This is a genomic window from Bacillus sp. JZ39, from assembly GCF_053903145.1.
Genome location: NZ_CP096389.1, coordinates 1231837 through 1248684, shown reverse-complemented (window position 1 = coordinate 1248684; position 16848 = coordinate 1231837). Strand labels below are relative to the sequence as shown.

The 16848-nt window shown below is 39.3% G+C and carries 18 protein-coding genes, 1 tRNA gene and 2 pseudogenes; 11 read left to right on the top strand and 10 right to left on the bottom strand.

Annotated elements, in window-relative coordinates; genetic code table 11:
* Positions 1 to 119: 119 nt before the first annotated feature.
* Positions 120 to 314, top strand: a complete 195-nt coding sequence (locus M1D65_RS06515; protein WP_003232825.1) for a DUF4177 domain-containing protein — start codon at positions 120 to 122, stop codon at positions 312 to 314.
* Between the two features lie 41 nt (positions 315 to 355).
* Here M1D65_RS06515 and ybaK read toward each other — a convergent pair whose 3' ends face one another.
* A complete protein-coding gene (gene ybaK, locus M1D65_RS06510; RefSeq protein WP_277709517.1) occupies positions 356 to 835 on the bottom strand; it encodes a Cys-tRNA(Pro) deacylase in 480 nt (159 codons plus the stop codon).
* A gap of 228 nt (positions 836 to 1063) precedes the next feature.
* On the opposite strand from ybaK, the gene M1D65_RS06505 reads away from it, so the two are divergent.
* Both M1D65_RS06505 and M1D65_RS06500 read left to right on the top strand, forming a co-directional pair.
* On the top strand, positions 1064 to 1459 hold the full coding sequence (locus tag M1D65_RS06505) for a hypothetical protein (protein WP_009967031.1): 396 nt from the start codon (positions 1064 to 1066) through the stop codon (positions 1457 to 1459).
* A 218-nt stretch (positions 1460 to 1677) separates the two neighbouring features.
* Positions 1678 to 2184, top strand: coding sequence for a GNAT family N-acetyltransferase (locus M1D65_RS06500; protein ID WP_049140740.1), 507 nt, complete (start codon positions 1678 to 1680; stop codon positions 2182 to 2184).
* 45 nt (positions 2185 to 2229) lie between these two features.
* On the opposite strand, the gene M1D65_RS06495 is transcribed toward M1D65_RS06500, so the two are convergent.
* From M1D65_RS06495 to M1D65_RS06470, 6 genes are all read right to left on the bottom strand, one after another.
* Entirely contained in the window at positions 2230 to 2712 is a 483-nt protein-coding gene (locus M1D65_RS06495) for a YjdF family protein (protein WP_080474468.1), read from the bottom strand.
* A 168-nt stretch (positions 2713 to 2880) separates the two neighbouring features.
* Positions 2881 to 3828 (bottom strand): mannose-6-phosphate isomerase, class I, encoded by a 948-nt coding sequence (manA, locus tag M1D65_RS06490; protein WP_456270813.1) that lies wholly within the window; start codon positions 3826 to 3828, stop codon positions 2881 to 2883.
* 14 nt (positions 3829 to 3842) lie between these two features.
* A complete protein-coding gene (gene manP, locus M1D65_RS06485; RefSeq protein WP_041850960.1) occupies positions 3843 to 5795 on the bottom strand; it encodes a PTS mannose transporter subunit IIABC in 1953 nt (650 codons plus the stop codon).
* 149 nt (positions 5796 to 5944) lie between these two features.
* The gene (gene manR, locus M1D65_RS06480; RefSeq protein ID WP_021479514.1) at positions 5945 to 7891 is read right to left on the bottom strand and encodes a mannose transport/utilization transcriptional regulator ManR; all 1947 of its coding nucleotides are present in this window, start codon (positions 7889 to 7891) and stop codon (positions 5945 to 5947) included.
* Between the two features lie 308 nt (positions 7892 to 8199).
* The gene (locus M1D65_RS06475) at positions 8200 to 8517 is read right to left on the bottom strand and encodes a hypothetical protein (protein ID WP_041345315.1); all 318 of its coding nucleotides are present in this window, start codon (positions 8515 to 8517) and stop codon (positions 8200 to 8202) included.
* 138 nt (positions 8518 to 8655) lie between these two features.
* Positions 8656 to 8973: a putative quinol monooxygenase gene (locus M1D65_RS06470; protein ID WP_080474467.1), complete on the bottom strand. Its 318-nt coding sequence runs from the start codon at positions 8971 to 8973 to the stop codon at positions 8656 to 8658.
* 247 nt (positions 8974 to 9220) lie between these two features.
* On the opposite strand from M1D65_RS06470, the gene M1D65_RS06465 reads away from it, so the two are divergent.
* Both M1D65_RS06465 and M1D65_RS06460 read left to right on the top strand, forming a co-directional pair.
* Positions 9221 to 10147 (top strand): response regulator aspartate phosphatase, encoded by a 927-nt coding sequence (locus M1D65_RS06465; RefSeq protein ID WP_456270812.1) that lies wholly within the window; start codon positions 9221 to 9223, stop codon positions 10145 to 10147.
* Between the two features lie 101 nt (positions 10148 to 10248).
* Positions 10249 to 10371 (top strand): response regulator aspartate phosphatase I, encoded by a 123-nt coding sequence (locus tag M1D65_RS06460; protein ID WP_224588918.1) that lies wholly within the window; start codon positions 10249 to 10251, stop codon positions 10369 to 10371.
* 489 nt (positions 10372 to 10860) lie between these two features.
* Here M1D65_RS06460 and M1D65_RS06455 read toward each other — a convergent pair whose 3' ends face one another.
* Positions 10861 to 11241, bottom strand: a complete 381-nt coding sequence (locus M1D65_RS06455) for a hypothetical protein (RefSeq protein WP_029317635.1) — start codon at positions 11239 to 11241, stop codon at positions 10861 to 10863.
* Between the two features lie 197 nt (positions 11242 to 11438).
* Here M1D65_RS06455 and M1D65_RS06450 point away from each other — a divergent pair, with 197 nt between their 5' ends.
* Positions 11439 to 12098 (top strand): hypothetical protein, encoded by a 660-nt coding sequence (locus M1D65_RS06450; protein ID WP_029317634.1) that lies wholly within the window; start codon positions 11439 to 11441, stop codon positions 12096 to 12098.
* 30 nt (positions 12099 to 12128) lie between these two features.
* On the opposite strand, the pseudogene M1D65_RS06445 reads toward M1D65_RS06450, so the two are convergent.
* Positions 12129 to 12233, bottom strand: a pseudogene (locus M1D65_RS06445) (peptidoglycan-binding domain-containing protein); the annotation flags it as partial.
* 136 nt (positions 12234 to 12369) lie between these two features.
* Between M1D65_RS06445 and M1D65_RS06440 the strand changes: the two are divergent.
* The 4 genes and pseudogenes from M1D65_RS06440 (at position 12370) to M1D65_RS06425 (ending at position 15250) form a co-directional block, all read left to right on the top strand.
* Positions 12370 to 14148 carry a T7SS effector LXG polymorphic toxin gene (locus tag M1D65_RS06440; RefSeq protein ID WP_032725476.1) on the top strand — a complete coding sequence of 593 codons (1779 nt, stop codon included), beginning with the start codon at positions 12370 to 12372 and terminating at the stop codon, positions 14146 to 14148.
* 11 nt (positions 14149 to 14159) lie between these two features.
* Positions 14160 to 14552, top strand: coding sequence for a CDI toxin immunity protein (locus tag M1D65_RS06435; RefSeq protein WP_003232847.1), 393 nt, complete (start codon positions 14160 to 14162; stop codon positions 14550 to 14552).
* A gap of 33 nt (positions 14553 to 14585) precedes the next feature.
* A complete protein-coding gene (locus M1D65_RS06430) occupies positions 14586 to 14894 on the top strand; it encodes a hypothetical protein (protein ID WP_003232848.1) in 309 nt (102 codons plus the stop codon).
* A gap of 54 nt (positions 14895 to 14948) precedes the next feature.
* Positions 14949 to 15250: pseudogene (locus M1D65_RS06425) on the top strand (contact-dependent growth inhibition system immunity protein).
* A gap of 133 nt (positions 15251 to 15383) precedes the next feature.
* Here the strand turns inward: M1D65_RS06425 and M1D65_RS06420 are convergent.
* Positions 15384 to 15456: transfer RNA gene (locus tag M1D65_RS06420), tRNA-Val, on the bottom strand.
* Positions 15457 to 15628: 172 nt separating this feature from the next.
* Here M1D65_RS06420 and M1D65_RS06415 point away from each other — a divergent pair.
* Complete coding sequence (locus tag M1D65_RS06415) at positions 15629 to 16819, top strand: DUF819 family protein (protein ID WP_032725419.1); 1191 nt, start codon at positions 15629 to 15631, stop codon at positions 16817 to 16819.
* The last annotated feature ends 29 nt before the right edge of the window (positions 16820 to 16848 follow it).

Below are 16848 nucleotides of genomic sequence, written 5' to 3'. Positions count from 1 at the left end.
CGTTTTTATAGCCCCTTGACTCTTCAAGATGTTCCTGTGTTTAGTGAGGCAGACCTTAACCTAGGTTTTTGGAACTTCTTGCTCAATTATGCGTATACCTTAATAGAAGGGATCAAACGATGAAAGAATATGAATTCGTAAGAGTTGAGCTGAGTACGATGAGAAGAAGGCCTAAAGAAGACTACCAGCAAATCATCCATGATTATGCGAAAAGAGGCTGGAGATTTGTTCAGATTTTCGCTCCCAGTATAGATGGGTATGGGGCAGCTGCTTATTTTGAAATCATATTTGAAAGGGATGCGGAAAAAGCTTAATCGATATGACTAAGCTTTTTTGTTTCCCCCTATATCTGCATCTATACAATTTCTGCAAATGCGGCATCACATGATTTGGCTAAATCTTGTGGCGCCAACTTTAGCTGCATACCGATTTTCCCTGCACTGACAATGATAAAATCAAGCGTTTCTGCAGATGCATCAATATAGGTCGGGAACAATTTTTTCATGCCAATTGGCGAGCAGCCGCCGCGAAGATAGCCAGTTACCGCTAATAGCTCCTTCATTGCAATCATTTCTATTTTCTTTTCCCCTGTCACCTTTGCTGCCTTTTTTACATCTAACTCTTCTGCAACGGGTACAACAAAGACATAATAATGATTTGTTCCTGCTGCTGCAACCAACGTTTTATATACATATTTCAAAGGATAACCGATTTTTTCCGCAACAGAGATGCCATCTACCGGCTGGCCGTCTGTTTTATACCCTAATACCTCATAAGAGATGTTCTGCTGTTCTATCAGACGAACCGCATTTGTTTTTGCCAGTTTTTTCGCCATTGTTTTCACCCACTATCAAAATGATGTATGTCTAACTTCTTGCAGTAATATGTAAATTCTATCATCCTAACCTGCATTTTCAAGGTTACTAGCATTGAATCAACGAAAGGACAAATTGATTTCCTTGGACGCCTATAGCCCATTATTAGACTACATGGAACAAAACAGGAATGAACAAATAACTCTCACATACAATTTGTATGAATGGAAAATAAAGGAGTGGTTGCTTTGTATCATTACTTTTATGGCCCTGCGTTAATTCCTTACTTTTCACATACTCATAACCCTCAAAGAAGTCCAGACTTTTCAGAAAGACAGCGAAGAAGAGAAATCACGTTGACTGTAGATGGCTTTGTCCCCCCATCTTCCACCGAAGATCTTGGAGACGGCTTTTATTCTTACGCATGGACGAACCAACAGGTCATCAATCCAGGTGAATACTTAGTTTGTCATCTTGAAGGAAGAGATATCAACGTGATAAATGGTGGATTCACTCCGCGCGATACTGCTCCATTGTATGCTGTAGCAAGCTTTCCAAGACGAAGAAACCAATGGGTCATTATCATTCATAATCCTGTGCAAACCCAAAGAGCCATATCGCTTTATTTGATTGCGAAAAGGTAGCACAACATGTTATCAGAAACCCTGCATTCAGGAACAGAAAAACGGGTAGGGACACATTAACATCGGTATTTTCCCACCCGTTTTTGGTCTGGGCAAACTCTTACCTGTCACTCTTTCAATCCCCCTCAATTTTTTCATCTTTCTCTACTGCCAAGGTATCAGAGAAAATTGTTATATGTTATCATTATTCCCAGTAAAAAGAAAAGAGGATTAGATATATGGTTCTCCTTGAGACGAATCGATTACGATTAAAAACGATTGATATTCCCCTTCTTGACGCCGCGTCTAAACAAGATCATCAGGCTATCAAAGACTTAGGTTATGAAACAAATGGTGAATGGCCAAATTCTGATTTTTTTGAAGCGATACCTTATTTCCGCGAGATTTTAGTCAAAAACAATGGAACAAAAGGATTTGATTCATGGATTATTGTAAAGAAGGACAGTCATGAAATTGTTGGGGGAACTGGATTTTTAGGTGACCCAGACGAAAATGGCATGATTGAAATCGGTTTTGCAACAAATAAAAGTCATCGCCGCAAAGGTTATTGTGTGGAAGCCGCCCAAAAACTAATAAACTGGGCATTAAGCCAAGAAACAGTAAACCGGATCACCGCAAGATGCGAACATGATAATCTAGGCTCACAAAAAACCTTGGAGAAGTTAGGGTTTATATTGAATCATAAATCAGCGGATTATAAACATTGGCTATATGTTACAAAGTAGAGTCCTTAATTACAAAAGCAGGCACTGCGCCTGCTTTTGTTTGGATTATTTACCTCTGTGCTTCTTTTTCGCTTTTTGCTTTTTGAGCATATACCTTTGCTCTTTTACATGTTCTCGTTGTTCTTTCATTATTTGTTTTTTCTTTTGCTTTCTTGCTTCAAGCTCTAGCTTTATCGCCTCTTGAGCTTTAGAAGCTACTCCGGCGTTTTTCAACTCTTTTGAAACCTGGCGCTGCAATCTTTTTGGATTGATCTTTTTTTGACGTCTCCCTTGTAAACTCACTCCTTCCTGCTCAGCTTGGGCCAACATATTCAGGAGTTGGTTATGAACAAACTCTAATACTTCAGAATCCCTCGGCTCTTTGCCAAAAAGATGACGAAAGGCTCTTAGCTTTCCATTGTTCACAACTTCAACAACGCCTACCCAAAACTGACCATCGTAGTAAATCGTTAATTTCATAACGATTCCCTCCTCATAAAAGATATTAAAGAATGATGGACATCCCGAGGAGGGGAAGGTTACTGACATTCTCAATCATGCATCCGGACTACCAACCGAATCGTGTTTTTTCATTCTTTACCATATACAGAAAAGAGTGTAACATTTCTTCTCCAACTATTAAACTCTTATTTTATTTAGATCATTGCTGGAGAATAGGCGTCTTCATTCGCAAATTTATTTCTCAAGCCCTGCATGTTACAGATGGGAGACGATACATTCTGCATATCCTTCGAGTTTAAATTCTCCAAGACCGTAAGGCAGCAACATATGATCTCCTTTTTTGAAAGGATAGACATACCCACCAGAGATCATACGGCCCTCCCCTTCAATCACACTGATAAGAAGGAATGGTTTTTGCTGCTTTAAGCTTGCTGATCCTGATAAGTTCCATTTCCCCACCGAAAAGTAAGCGCATTCAATCAATGTCGTTGTAAGCAAATCCTCAATTTGTTCATGGTGAACTGTATGCCGTTCTGGAATAGACGGGACCTCTATCACTTCGATGCTCTTTTTCAGATGAAGCTCGCGCAGCTTGCCTTCTGCATCTTTTCGATCATAATCATATAATCTGTAGGTTGTGTCTGAGTTCTGCTGCGTCTCCAAAGCAAGAATTCCTTTTCCAATCGCATGAACAGTACCGCTTGGCACATAGAAAAAATCCCCCGGCTTTACCTTTACACGGCGCAAGAGCTCATCCCATTCTCCACGCTCTATCATGGTAGTTAGTTCTTCCTTTGTTGTTGCATTGTGGCCATAAATAATCTCGGCATCTTTTTGGCAATCAATAATGTACCAGCATTCTGTTTTTCCAAGCTCACCGTTTTCATGTATGTTGGCATATTCATCATTCGGATGCACCTGAACAGATAAGTCCTGGTCAGCATCTAATATTTTTGTAAGCAGAGGGAAACGGTCCCCTTCAAGCTGTCCGAATAAATGTCTATGATGTTCCCATAATTCGCTGAGCGTGAACCCCTTATACATTCCGTTTTGAACAACGCTTTGACCATTTTGATGCGCGGCAAAAGCCCAGCACTCCCCTGTTCGTTGTGACGGAATGGTATAGCCAAAATCAGCTAAAGCGGTCCCGCCCCAAATTCTTTCTTTGAAAACAGGCTTGAAAAATAACGGTTCAGTCGTCATGAAAATCCCCCGCTTTATTCGATTTCTTCTAGCAGCTTGTATGCTTCTTCTGTTGTTTGCACGGAGAGCAGCCGCTCCCTATAATTGTCATCCATTAGCTTTCGAGATAGCATCTGCAGTATTTTCAGATGCTGGTTTCCCCCGCTCTCTTTCGGTACAGCAATCATAAAGATTAATTTAGCTTCTGATCCATCCAGGCTATTCCAATTAACACCTGATCGTTTGATCCCAAAGGCAACACTCGGCTCCCTGACCGCCTCAGACTTTCCGTGCGGAATCGCGATATTCATGCCAATCGCCGTTGTTCCCTGTTGTTCACGATTCAAAATGGCTTGTTTAAACCCGCTCTCTGAAAGCAGCGCACCTCTTCGGGACAATTTCTGAATCAATTCATCTATGATGTCATCCCTCGTTTCCCCCGATAAATTTGGTTCAATTAATTCCGGGCTGATAATGTCTGTCAGTTTTTTAAATTCCGACATCTCAGCTTTTTGGCTTTGAATTGGCTGCTTTATTTCATTTGCTGCCGCAGCTTCACTTGGCGCGGAGGGCGGTGCAGTTTCACTGAGCACAGGAGACGCCGTAATATCCTTTTTTAGTACATTGACGAACAGAGCAGTGACAAGAGATCCTGCAATCACAGCAATAAAAAACATCAGGACATGATCAACTGCGCCAAGCACTGCAACGATAGGTCCGCCGTGCGCCACTCTGTCTCCCACATTGCCAATCATGGCTATCACAGAACCTGTCATTGAGCCTGCCATAATACTTGGAATAACGCGCAGAGGGTCCTGCGCCGCAAATGGAATCGCTCCTTCAGTAATGCCGAAGAGACCCATCGTAAATGCCGCTTTCCCCATTTCTCTTTGAGATGCCTCGAATTTTCTTTTTCCTAAAAACGTCGCAATGCCAAGGCCAATCGGGGGGATACAAATGGCGACAGCAATTGGTCCCATAATTTCATAATTTCCTTCTCCAATCATTGCCGATCCAAACAGAAACGCCACCTTATTTACGGGACCGCCCATATCAAATGAGATCATCGCCCCTAAAATCAATGCCAGAAGGATCGAGCTCGACCCTTTCATCCCCGCCAGCCAAACTGTTAAAGAGGCGAAAATTTGAGCTACAGGCGCGCCGATCAAAAACACAAACGCTAAACCTACAATCAGTGATGCAAACACCGGAATAATAATAATCGGCATAATCGGCTGGATGGCTTTTGGAACTTTTAATTTTTTGATCCAAAGTGCCGCGTATCCAGCCAAAAACCCGGCAATAATCCCCCCGAGGAATCCGGCGCCGCTTGCGCTGTCATAAAAACTTCCAGTCGCCGCAATATAACCGCCGATCATCCCTGGCACAAGTCCCGGTTTATCAGCGATGCTATAGGCGATATAGCCTGCTAAAATCGGAATCATAAATGAAAATGAAGCACTGCCGATCTGTTCAATCGTTTTCCAGAAGGAATCATCCGGAATAACTAAGCCTTTAGGTGTTTTCTCCCCTCCAAGCGTTAATGCAACCGCTATCAATAATCCGCCGACAACAATGAAAGGAACCATAAATGAAACGCCGTTCATTAAATGACGGTAAATTGGATTTTGTTTTTTCTCCTGATGATTACCGGATTCCGATTTTAAAGCGGAACGATAGACCGGTATATCCCCGTTAAGAGCTTTTTGAATCAATTCTTCCGGTTTGCGGATGCCGTCCTGTACCCCCACAGACAGCAGTTTTTTGCCTATAAACCGGTCTTTGTTTACCGAGCGGTCTGCAGCAATAATGATTGCGTCCGCTTCGTGAATTTCCTCTTCGGTTAGCTTATTTTCAACACCAATCCCTCCCTGGGTCTCAACTTTGATGCTAACGCCCAGTCTGTCAGCAGCTTTTTGCAGATTTTCCGCTGCCATATACGTATGGGCGATTCCATTCGGACAAGATGTAATCGCTAACAGTTTCATAGGAAACCTCCTTTAAAGTGTGAATAATAAGATCTTGTCTCAACTGTATACCGAAATCAGCTCATTAAAATCGCTTTTTTTTACCATAGGTTCCGGTAATAAAGGCATTTTTCCCTATAACAAAAAAAAAGCAAGGAATAATCCCTGCTTTAATAATCCAAATGAGATAAAAATGTCATGACATTGGCTTCTTTCGTCAGCTTCTGGACGAAGGCCGGCTGCTCGCTAAGATATGAAAGCTCGCTAAACAGCTGCTTTGTCATGGTTTGATCCTCGTGTTTGACAGCCAGCATAAAAACGAGCGAAACTTTTTCATTTCCCCATTCAAGCGGCTCCTTTAATGTGGCAATCGCGATTGCTGATTGTTTAATAAATTTAGCGTTTGCATGAGGAATGGCAATGCCTGACCCAATATTTGTCGCCGACATTTTTTCCCTCATCACCGCATGAACCGCATAGTCCTTATCAACATAGCCTTTCTCAAACAAAGCTGTCGCCAGCTGTTCGATTAACTTGTAGCGATGCTCCGCCTCCTGCTGCAAAAAAACCAAAAAAGGAGTCGTATTGTTCAGCATCTGAAACGTTTTTTGTTTTTGGCGGTGTGATTCGCCCAACTGACGTATAAACGCACTTAATTTCTTCTCTTCGCCAGGCTCTAAAAGCGGAGATACAACAATATGGGGAACCGTAATATTCTCCAGCGCAATGGTGGATATGACAAGATCAATATCCTCATGCTTTTTGATATAATCCTTTAAATCGGCCTTTGCAATACAAGCCATTACAGCGATTTGGTGATATTTCCGTTCAATTTTTGTCCGCAGCAATTGTGACATCCCAATCCCCATGTGGCAGACGATAATCGCCTTTTTATGTGTCTCGCTGCTGCACTGCATCCGTTCGATCGCTGCCTGAAAATGCAATGTCAAATATGCTGCCTCTTCCTCAGGAATTTGAAGATCAAAAGTTTGATTGATGTCTTCCAAAACATCAATGATGAGGTGGAACAAATAAGGGTACATCTTTTTGATGTCATTGAGCATAGGATTTGCTACAGAAAGATCGTAGCTCAGCCGTTGTAGCACAGTATTGAGATGAATGTTCAAACCATTGATCAAATCCTGATCCTTATGAAAATCCATCATTTTCAGCTCTGAAACACGATTGATTAAATGCCCTACAACCTTAGGAAGCACAGCATTTTCAAGGTTCTCTTCTGTCTGCAATGGATAACGAACTTTACCGCCCAATATATGTAATGTTAAGTACACGGCTTCTTCTTCTGGGAAGCGGATTGCAAAAACCGGTTCAAGCCGCTGTAAACAAGCAAATGTCCATTGATATTCTTTCTTCTTTTTTACTGCCGCCATTTCTTTTGGGGACAATGAAATCGGCTGCTTCATTTTGATGCGGCGGACCATTAACAATGTATGCAGCAGCAAACTTTCAAACGTTTCGTCTGTGAAATAGAGGGAATGCTTTTTTTGTAGTGATTTGATTTCTTTCGTCACAAAGTCTACTTCATAATGTAAAAACTTACTTTTAATAAATTGGCTGGTAAACGCTGTATTGTGGATCAAATCAGATATTCTTGCCAATGCCTTTCTTTTATTTCTTTCGTTCCCTTCAACCTTTAATCCAAGCCGCTGCCTAGAAACCAGCGTGAGATCAAAACGCTTCAGCCACTCTTCTACTGCGTATAAATCCTTTTTTATGGAAGATCGATTGACAAAATGCCGAGCAGCAATGTCTTTTGCGGAAACAGGCTTCGGATTCATTAATAAGTCATAAGCAATGTGCAGCATTCTTTCTTCATCGCTCCGCTGCCTAGAAGAAAAATGTTCAGTATGTAATTGTTGGCTTAGCCAGGTCCTTTCTTGTTCTTCTATATGTAAATAAACGCCCAACCCTGGTTTTCGAATAAGCTGTGCATGAGAATGCTCATTGAGATAATCCTCGATCACTTTCAAATCATTTCGGATTGTTTTTTCAGAACACTGTACCCTATCTGCGAAATCTTGCACAACTAAATAGTCATCAGGTTCAGATAACAACAGATACAAAATCTCTTTTTGTCTTGTATTTATGTATTCCATCTGTTTTTCTATCCTTCCTGTCAGTATCTACTTGAGCAAATTGATAGTATAAGTATACTATATAAGAAACCGTTTACATTATAAAATAAAATCATAGAGACAAAAGTTTCGTTTTTTACCGAAGCTTCCGGAAAAATGCGATTTTATGATTTTGAGTTAACTGCTAGAAACGACCTGATTCTGTGATAGCTTCTTGTTTTCGTTTTATGTCAGCTTAGTATACGAAATAAAAAACGGACACCAACCAAAGCACAGCGTTCTCTGTCCAGTGATCAGTATCCGCAGACCTTTCATCTCGGGCATTTTTTTTACGGCCCGGTTCCACAGTCTACTTTGTATTTACCGTTTGATGCTTTTTTTGAATAGCATAAGTGAGGCGTTTGTCCCGTTTCACCTTTCCAATCAAGCCAATTCACATCATAAAGATTCCCAGATTCATTGTCACCTTCTTTTTGGAGAACTGCAAAGTAGCTCTGATAGGGATATCCTCTTTTATAAATTTCGTGTCTGATTGCTCCTTTTTCAGAAGCAGCTGTAAAAACAACAGGAGATAGAACTGGTAGTGCTATCAATATAACTATAAGTGCTGCTAAAAGGGAAAGTATAATTTGGGTTTTCTTTTTCATTTTTTTCTCCAAGCTTTTAAACTTATTATTAATAAATGTATTTAATTCTCCGCATGATATTGTTGTCGGAGTTGGACAACAATCCGCCAACAACTTTCCGCTTCTTAGTTTTTGAATGTCTCTTTTGAAGACGCCTTTTTAATCATTCACATTGCTTTTCATTAACCATTCTACTTCCGTTAATTCTTGTTTTTGAACGTCTATTGTGTGTTTTTTCGTGAAATGGGTTTTCACAGCTTCTTCGTTTTCCCAAATCTCCCAAAGCATTATTTTACGTTCTGATGGCTCAAGCGGATAAGCATGGAATGTAATACAACCCTCTTCTTTGTTCGTTTCTTCCTCAAGTTTTTTGAATTTCTTCATTATCTCATTAAGGTCTTTATCACTGATGATTTTTAAACATGCCGTTATGTAATGCATCGAAATTCCCCCTCCTATCATTTTATGGCTTTTCATTATAACATTTTCTTGAAAAAGATAGATGCCATTTATAAATCATTAGACGACTTCGAGTGCCTTTTAGATCAGCTTTCTTAAATTCTAAAGCAAGCTAAAGAGTTCATATCAGACGATACAGTCCTTATTTATGTTTATTCTGACCTTTTTTCAGTCTAAATAGATGGACTTTTCAAAAAATAATTCTTTTAGAGGGTGTCCTTAGTGGTATAATATTAAATATATGTAAATAAAAGGAGGTATTTGATTGTCTGTTTCGGATTTAATCCCATATCATTACGTAACTACAGACATTAATCATTGGTATGTTGTCATAAAACAGGGTCGAGTTGAGAAAGCAAAAGAAATGAAACAAAAAGTTGAAAAAGAATTCGATATGATGGAGAAAAATGAAAAAGTAGCAGTCTATCTCCAGCTATTAAAGCTGCGGCACGAAATAATGCTTTCGTATCTCGAACCTGACTCTGTTAAAAATATAGATGGTGTTTATGCTGATCTCAAAAAGACAAGGGAAAATATGGCTCCTGAATCCCTCACCAATACAATAGAGTTCTATTATCATTTTTTTACCGGCATGTATCATTTTAGAACGAGAGATTTAGTTATTGCTTTAACATATTATCGCGAAGCCGAAAAATATCTTGATTTATTAGATAAGAACGCAAATACAGATAAGGCAGAGTTCTATTTCAAAATGTCAGAAGTCTATTACTATATGAAAGAGACTCATTTTTCAATGAATTATGCCCAGCGAGCATACTCTATATTTAAAGAGCAAAAAGATGCTCAGGGGAACCTTACATATGGCAAGGAAATGGTCCAATGTCAGTTTGTTATCTTTGGGAACTGGCTAGATAAAATGTGTTATGAGGACGCTTTAGAAACAGCTGAAAAAGCCTTAAATGATGCTATAAAAATAGGGGAACAACATTTAATTGGTTCAGCTCATTTTAATGTGGGATTATGTTATAATAATCTTGAAGAACTTGACAATGCTGAGAAACATTTTAAAATCGCCTATGAAATTCATAAGAATCGAAAGCACATTTATGAGTCCAAAGCGATTTTTAATCTGGCGTATGTCAAAGCAAAGAAGAATGATTTAAAGGCTGCGTTAGAATTATACCAAGAAGGTCAGAAGGTTGCTGCCCGACACAACAACCACAGGAAGTAACCGAGAAATTAAAACTGGTTAAAGGTCTTTATTTATCATTTGACTTACAAACACTTAGAGAAGTGTTCAAGTTCTTCAAAGAGAAAAACCTTTATGGTGATATGGAAGAATACGCTGTTGCTGTTGCTGATTTTTTGACCAACAAAGAAGACAGACATGATGCGGTCGATTTTTATCAAATGGCAATTGAAGCACGTAAACAAATTCAAGGGGGAAACATTTAAATGAAAAAATGTAAAATTGCAATTTGTTTAGCGCTCTTGCTTGGCATTGTTGGAGTATCCAGCGCTTCATACGCTCTTTCTGAGCAGTCCACTCATAAGGTCGCAGATAGAGCAGCAACTTAATATGATATTAAGAAATAACCCCATTTTGGACTTTAGAAATGGGGTTTTTATTTTATCTTCTCAACTCAATATTATTCCTGAGTTTTCATTTAAATCATATACTGCATTAATAAACCGACAGCCCATAAAAAGTAAAAAACCCTTGCTACGCAAGGTTTTAAGCTATGATTCCGACTGGGCTCGAACCAGGGATCTCCCCCCCTGTCACAAGGTAGCGATTATGTTCTGACACGAACAGACGTTTTATTCCCAAACCCTATTTTATAGGGTTTCTTACATAAGTTTCTGATTAAAAATATTCCTTTTTGATTAAATTTGTATAAAGCCCGTCTAAAAAACGACGGGCTTTTAATTAATTCTTGTTGGTTATACTGTTTTACAGTTGTTGGTTTTGGGCTGTAATAAGATGGTCAGGGCTATACCTGATGCCAGAGTTAAAAAATAGCCACATAGCATAAAATAGGGGGCGATTTCGTTTTTGAGAAAATAAAGCCCAAAGAGAATAACGGCTGTACCGATAGTGAAATAAATCGGCTTTTTACTTTTCAAAGTCAAACGGCTTGATTGAGTAAACTTTTTGTAGATTAAAGGCAAGCCGGTATAAACCCCTATGAAAAATGTAAATAAGATAGACCAAAGGAAACCGATTGGCGAGAAATAGCTCTCGGAAAATATTCCGTCGAAAGCCCAATTGCTCAACACAACGAAGCCAAATAGATAAACAAATGCCAATATGATCTTGACCATGATATCCCTCCCCTACAATCCAATATACACGTGATATAAGGTTGTTTAAATGGGTAAAACCATTCATTTACTTTTCAATCTTCCCGCTCCTTCAAAGCCTAATACTTTAATCAATAGCACCATTTGTTACTTTCATCCCATTTACCAATATTATACATTAAGATAAGATGGGGACGAAAACATTAAGGAGGGATAAAATGAAAAAGTTACTTGTGGGTGTGGTTTTTGCCCTAGCTTTGAGTTTTTCATCTCTGTTTAGTCTTCAAAGTGCAAATGCTGCCGAAAAAGTGGACAAGAATTCTGATCTGATTATTGATAAGGCGACCTTTCACGAGGTAACAAAACAAAAAAACTTGAGAACCCTTTCATCTGAGAAAATCCCAACTGTTAAAGAAGTGAATAAGGCTTTAAACAGTATGCATGTCAGCAAAGATCATCCATATCAAGAAATTGATCTCGGTAATGGTTTCACTGTGGAAATGGGCGTAAGTACAGATATGGGAATGGAAAAGATAAAAACACAGGCCACCCAAAATAAAACTGCAAGTGGCTATTACGCTGTAAAGTTTACAGGGATAAAATTATATGATATTCGAGTAAGTGACAACTATTCATACGAGTATGGAAAGAAAATAACAAAGTGGGAAAGCCCGCCAAGTGCATCCGCTTCAGGTTTTGCTGGCTGGAATGGTAAAATCACTTCCAAGAAAATTGCAAACATTGATAAAACGGCTAAGGATGCAATCGCCAATTCTGATTACACGTTTGTAAAGTATGGAGGTAACCGCCACGGCCATATGGAATTACGATTCACTGCAACCGGAAACTGGTACACACATCACGTTTCTATTAAATAAAAATAGCCCTCCAATTGAGGAGGGCTATTTTTATTTAAGAAGGGATTCGAGCTTCGCTTTAGTTTTCGGGCCATAAATGCCATTAGGACTTAAACCATTCATCAGCTGGAATCGTCTTACTGCGTCATCAGTTTCCAAACAAATAATCCGAGTAGGTAAATTGACACAGATCAAATTATTCATTTCACACTTTTGAATCACATCGCTGTCTATTTCTTCATTTTCCCATGGTAAAATCTTGTTGGAGCTATTCAAACGAAAGGATATGAACATGAAAGTATTTGAAGCCAAATCACTGCTTTCAGAAGCAGATAGACGTGCAAAGGAATACAAAGAATTAAGAAGTCAGATGGTCAATCTAAAAAAGGCTTTTAAAGCTGTAGCTGATTTAGATGACAGTGAGTTTTCCGGCAAAGGTGCTGACAACATTAAAGCATTTTATCAAGACCATGCAGGTGTAGCTGACAATTGGATTGACTTACTTGATATGAAAATTGCTTTCTTGACAAGCATTTCAGGCACTCTAGAGGACGCCAGCTTATCTGATGCTTATATAGAAGAATCCTTCTTAGAGCACGAGCTGGCTAACGCCTACACAAAATCAAAATCTATTATGTCTGAACAAAAGAAAGCCATGAAAGATATCTTACATGATATCGACGATATCCTTCCGCTTGATCTGTTTTCAACTGAGGACTTTAAAGACGAACTCGCCGATGCGGAGGACAAACGCAAAAAAACAGTCGATAAACTAGGCAGCGTGGACGAAGCACTTGTTACTGAATATGCCCAATCAGAGCCAAACGAGCAATTCATCAAGAAGGACTTCCAAAAGCTTGAGGAATCCACAGGCAAAGGCAAGAATGCTACACCAATCCATTATAATGCCAAGGCTTATCGAGAAAGTGATATACATAAGAGAAAAGGCGATATCGAGAAACAGACTGAAGCTTATTTGAAGATCAAGAAAGATGAAGCGAAAGAACGAGAAATCAAAGAGCTGAAAAAGAAGCTAGCTGACGGAGTGACGGATCCAGATGAATACTTAGACATTGCCAAGAAGGTCGGCTATGAGAATCTTACCCCTGAACAGCTTGAATTTGTTTCATTTCTTGAACAGCGTAAAGCTTTCATGGATAACGGAAAAGAAGTGTTGCAAATCATAGGTGATGGCGCCAAGGGTGCGATTGTTGGTATATACGATCTTGCCAAGGATACCGGTGAAGGAGCCATTCAATTCGGATGGAATATCGGTTGGACAATTGACAACTTAAACAAGGATCCTCAAAAAGTGCTGGATACAGTTCTGGAATACGACTATCAAGCTGCCTTTCAAAGTATGGTCGACACATTGAAGGATAATTGGGATACAAAAATGATTCACGGGGATGCATACACGCGGTTGCACTATGTTACTTATTTGGGCGGAAGTCTTCTGTTATTGAAAGGTGGAAAGTCATCTGTCTCAACAGGCTCGAAGGATCTTGCTAAAGTTGGGAAAGCAGCTAGTGAAAAGATTAAGAATGGCAATCCATCTGTTAAACCTTATGTTAATCGATATACTCCTGCATTAGAAGGGATTCTACAAGACGCCGGGAATACTATTAACGTTAAAAATACGCCGCTCCTAAAAAGAATAGCCGATTCCACTAAAGATAGTGTATTCTTTAAATCAATCAATGGTAAGTCATCAAACAACAAGACAGTTAAAAAAGGCCTTTCCAAAAAATCAAGAGAAGTCGCGCTTCCAAAGGTAGATACATATGAACAAGCTAGAAATGAGGCGCTAAATCTAATTGGTGATTTAGGAATAGATTCAAAACCTTTTATAGGTACTTTATCTAAAAGCGCAGGCTTTGGTAAAGTTACTGGCCGAATGTCTGGAGATAATAAAGTCCTTTGGAGATTAGATTATGACCCCGAAAAGGGACCTCATATAAATGTTGAGGATTATAGAAATGGAAAAGGAGATAAGGCAAAGAAATATTATATACCTTTTAACGGAAACGAAGATACTTATAAATCCCTTTTAAAACATTTAAATAAATAGGAAGTGTTAATATGACTTTATACGAAGAATGTCTAGAAGCTCTTGGAGATAACAAAGAAGTCCTCACTATTTCTGAGACACGCAAATATCATGAACAACTTGGCGAAAGCTTCCCCTTCACATCATGGGGAAGAATTAAATGGGATGAAGTAACTACTCACAGATCTATTGATTATGCTGAAGATATCGACGAATGGTTAATTGAGAATAAAATAGATGACAAAAATGTTATTCTCCTCTGGGCTTATGGTGATTATCCAGCTGTAAAAACCAGCTTAGACAACGCTTTAAACGTAATTGATGATGTAACTGCTGTAGGTTCAGATACTTTCATGTTCAGCGAATCTGGTTATGTTATTGAATTTTTCCATGATGGAGATGTAACAATAGGAAAAGCAAGCTGAAAATAATAGCCCTTCTTAGTTAAGAGGACCAATATGAACTTAGAGAAAAAAATGGAAGCTATATTAATTAAAAGAAAAGAACTTAATCTTAATGATGACTATGAAATTCAAAAGAGTTGGGATGAAATAATTGAAGTACTCTCAGAAAATGAGGAAAATTCAATTAGCTATCTAGAAAATTGTAATAAAGAAGATTTATATTGGATCAGTGAAGTATTTGAAGATTTAGCTGAAAGTTTGCAAAGTAAAGAACTTATTAATTGTTTAAGAAAATTAGATGAAAAGTACCCTGATTTAGAAATGACAAATGATATTGATATAGCAGAAAGTTATATAGAATAAGATACGTACCATCTCTCAGATTTAAAGTTACCAGTTTCTTGGTGGTGATAAGTAATGATAGAAATCGAAGTTTCTGATTCTGTATTTGGATTCCTTGGCGGTTATTTTCATCAGGATATTGATTCTCCAGAATCAGCACTGGACGAATACTAGAAGAGATTCCAAAAGAAGAGCAAGAAACTGATATAGTTGCATTGAAAGATTTTATTAACAGCGATTATTCGGATGAAGAAAAGAATGATTTTATCGATGAAGCTGCTGACGGAGTGGACGTTCTTAGTTACGGCGTATCTCCAATCATATGGCTCGAACAAGTTATTCAAAAAATCGAAAAGAATATTGAAACTTTAACCTAGCATAGAAACAGAGCTGATTTTGAATTCACTTCAAAATCAGCTTAAAAAAACTTCCGTCCCCAACTCGATGAATGATGACAAAATCAATAAATAGGCAAAATAAAAAACCCTTGCTACGCAAGGGTTTAAGCTATGATTCCGACTGGGCTCGAACCAGCGACCTCTACCCTGTCAAGGTAGCGCTCTCCCAGCTGAGCTACGGAATCATGATATGTATGTGTTACTGGGTATGTTGTTGTCTTTCTGACAAGTTCTATTATATAACCTCCTCCTCTATTCGTCAACTGCTTTTTCAGAAAAACTTTTTTCGGACTTGCTGTTCTGTTCATCGGCTATTATAATATGTCTTAATTTTCTAACAATAGAGGTGATGGGGTTTTGCATTCTTTGATTTCTTCCGATGATGTATGGGTATTATGGGGGTTTATTGCGGTGTGGGCGGCAGTGAGTATCGGGCTGGAGCAGCGCTTTAAGTGGGCGTCCGCTGTGTCGGGCGCTATTATCGCCCTTGCAGGCGCTATGGTGTTTACAAATGTAGGAGTGCTTCCTGTTGAGTCGCCTGTGTATGACACTGTGTGGTCTTATGTGGTACCACTGGCGATACCACTTTTATTGTTTCAGATCAATGTTCGGCAAATTTTTAAGGAAAGCAGGCGTTTGCTGTTTATTTTTCTGATTAGCTCCGCTGGCACTGTGCTTGGGAGCATTCTTGCTTTTTTTCTACTTAAACAGCATATTCCCTATCTCGATAAAATCGGTGGGATGATCAGCGCCTCTTATATCGGCGGCGGGGTCAACTTTGCGGCGATGGCGGCAAAATTTGAGACGCCTGGTGAATATGTATCGGCTACCGTTGTGGCTGATAATTTTATGATGGCGCTTTTGTTTTTTATTTTAATCAGCATTCCTGCACTCAAATGGTTTCAGCGGCATTATGCCATGCCGTTTGAAGAGAAGGTAAAAGCCGATGGAAACAGCGGAAACAGTGCTGAAAGCTATTGGAAACGGAAGGATATTTCCTTAAAGGATATCGCTTTTAATGCCGGTGCCGCTTTCGCGCTTGTTGCGGTTAGTATGAAGGTTTCCGGTTATTTTAAAAGCATTTTTTCTCATCCCCTGCTGACCGGTACGCTTGGCGATCAGTACCTGGTGCTTACGTCTTTAACTGTTCTTATCATTTTTCTTTTCCCGCGTTTTTTTGAAAGGCTCAATGGATCTCAGGAACTTGGAACCTTTTTGATTTATTTGTTTTTTGTGGTGATCGGCATTCCTGCAGATCTCCGTTTAATCGTCACGAATGCCCCCCTTATTCTATTATTCGTGTTTATCATTGCGATCAGCAATTTAGCGGTTTCCTTAGCTGCCGGAAAATTGTTCCGTGTGCGGCTTGAAGAAATTCTGCTCGCCGTCAACGCTACTGTCGGGGGACCGACGACTGCGGCTGCGATGGCAATTGCCAAGGGATGGCGGGAGCTTGTCGCCCCGATCATGCTTGTCGGTACGCTCGGCTACTTAATCGGCAACTATGTTGGCACTTTTATGGGAAATTGGTTTTCTTCCTTCTTATAAAAAGGATATTTGCATTTCCCTGAGAATAA

Excerpts from the sequence above, each read along its gene's own strand:
- M1D65_RS06500 (WP_049140740.1), top strand. The coding sequence starts at position 1,678 with ATGGTTCTCCTTGAGACGAATCGATTACGATTAAAAACGATTGATATT.
- M1D65_RS06515 (WP_003232825.1), top strand. The coding sequence starts at position 120 with ATGAAAGAATATGAATTCGTAAGAGTTGAGCTGAGTACGATGAGAAGA.
- M1D65_RS06460 (WP_224588918.1), top strand. The coding sequence starts at position 10,249 with ATGGAAGAATACGCTGTTGCTGTTGCTGATTTTTTGACCAACAAAGAA.
- ybaK (WP_277709517.1), bottom strand. The coding sequence starts at position 835 with ATGGCGAAAAAACTGGCAAAAACAAATGCGGTTCGTCTGATAGAACAG.
- M1D65_RS06470 (WP_080474467.1), bottom strand. The coding sequence starts at position 8,973 with ATGAAAAGCCATAAAATGATAGGAGGGGGAATTTCGATGCATTACATA.
- manR (WP_021479514.1), bottom strand. The coding sequence starts at position 7,891 with ATGGAATACATAAATACAAGACAAAAAGAGATTTTGTATCTGTTGTTA.
- M1D65_RS06435 (WP_003232847.1), top strand. The coding sequence starts at position 14,160 with ATGACTTTATACGAAGAATGTCTAGAAGCTCTTGGAGATAACAAAGAA.
- manA (WP_456270813.1), bottom strand. The coding sequence starts at position 3,828 with ATGACGACTGAACCGTTATTTTTCAAGCCTGTTTTCAAAGAAAGAATT.
- M1D65_RS06495 (WP_080474468.1), bottom strand. The coding sequence starts at position 2,712 with ATGTCAGTAACCTTCCCCTCCTCGGGATGTCCATCATTCTTTAATATC.
- M1D65_RS06440 (WP_032725476.1), top strand. The coding sequence starts at position 12,370 with ATGAAAGTATTTGAAGCCAAATCACTGCTTTCAGAAGCAGATAGACGT.
- M1D65_RS06475 (WP_041345315.1), bottom strand. The coding sequence starts at position 8,517 with ATGAAAAAGAAAACCCAAATTATACTTTCCCTTTTAGCAGCACTTATA.
- M1D65_RS06430 (WP_003232848.1), top strand. The coding sequence starts at position 14,586 with ATGAACTTAGAGAAAAAAATGGAAGCTATATTAATTAAAAGAAAAGAA.
- M1D65_RS06450 (WP_029317634.1), top strand. The coding sequence starts at position 11,439 with ATGAAAAAGTTACTTGTGGGTGTGGTTTTTGCCCTAGCTTTGAGTTTT.
- M1D65_RS06455 (WP_029317635.1), bottom strand. The coding sequence starts at position 11,241 with ATGGTCAAGATCATATTGGCATTTGTTTATCTATTTGGCTTCGTTGTG.
- manP (WP_041850960.1), bottom strand. The coding sequence starts at position 5,795 with ATGAAACTGTTAGCGATTACATCTTGTCCGAATGGAATCGCCCATACG.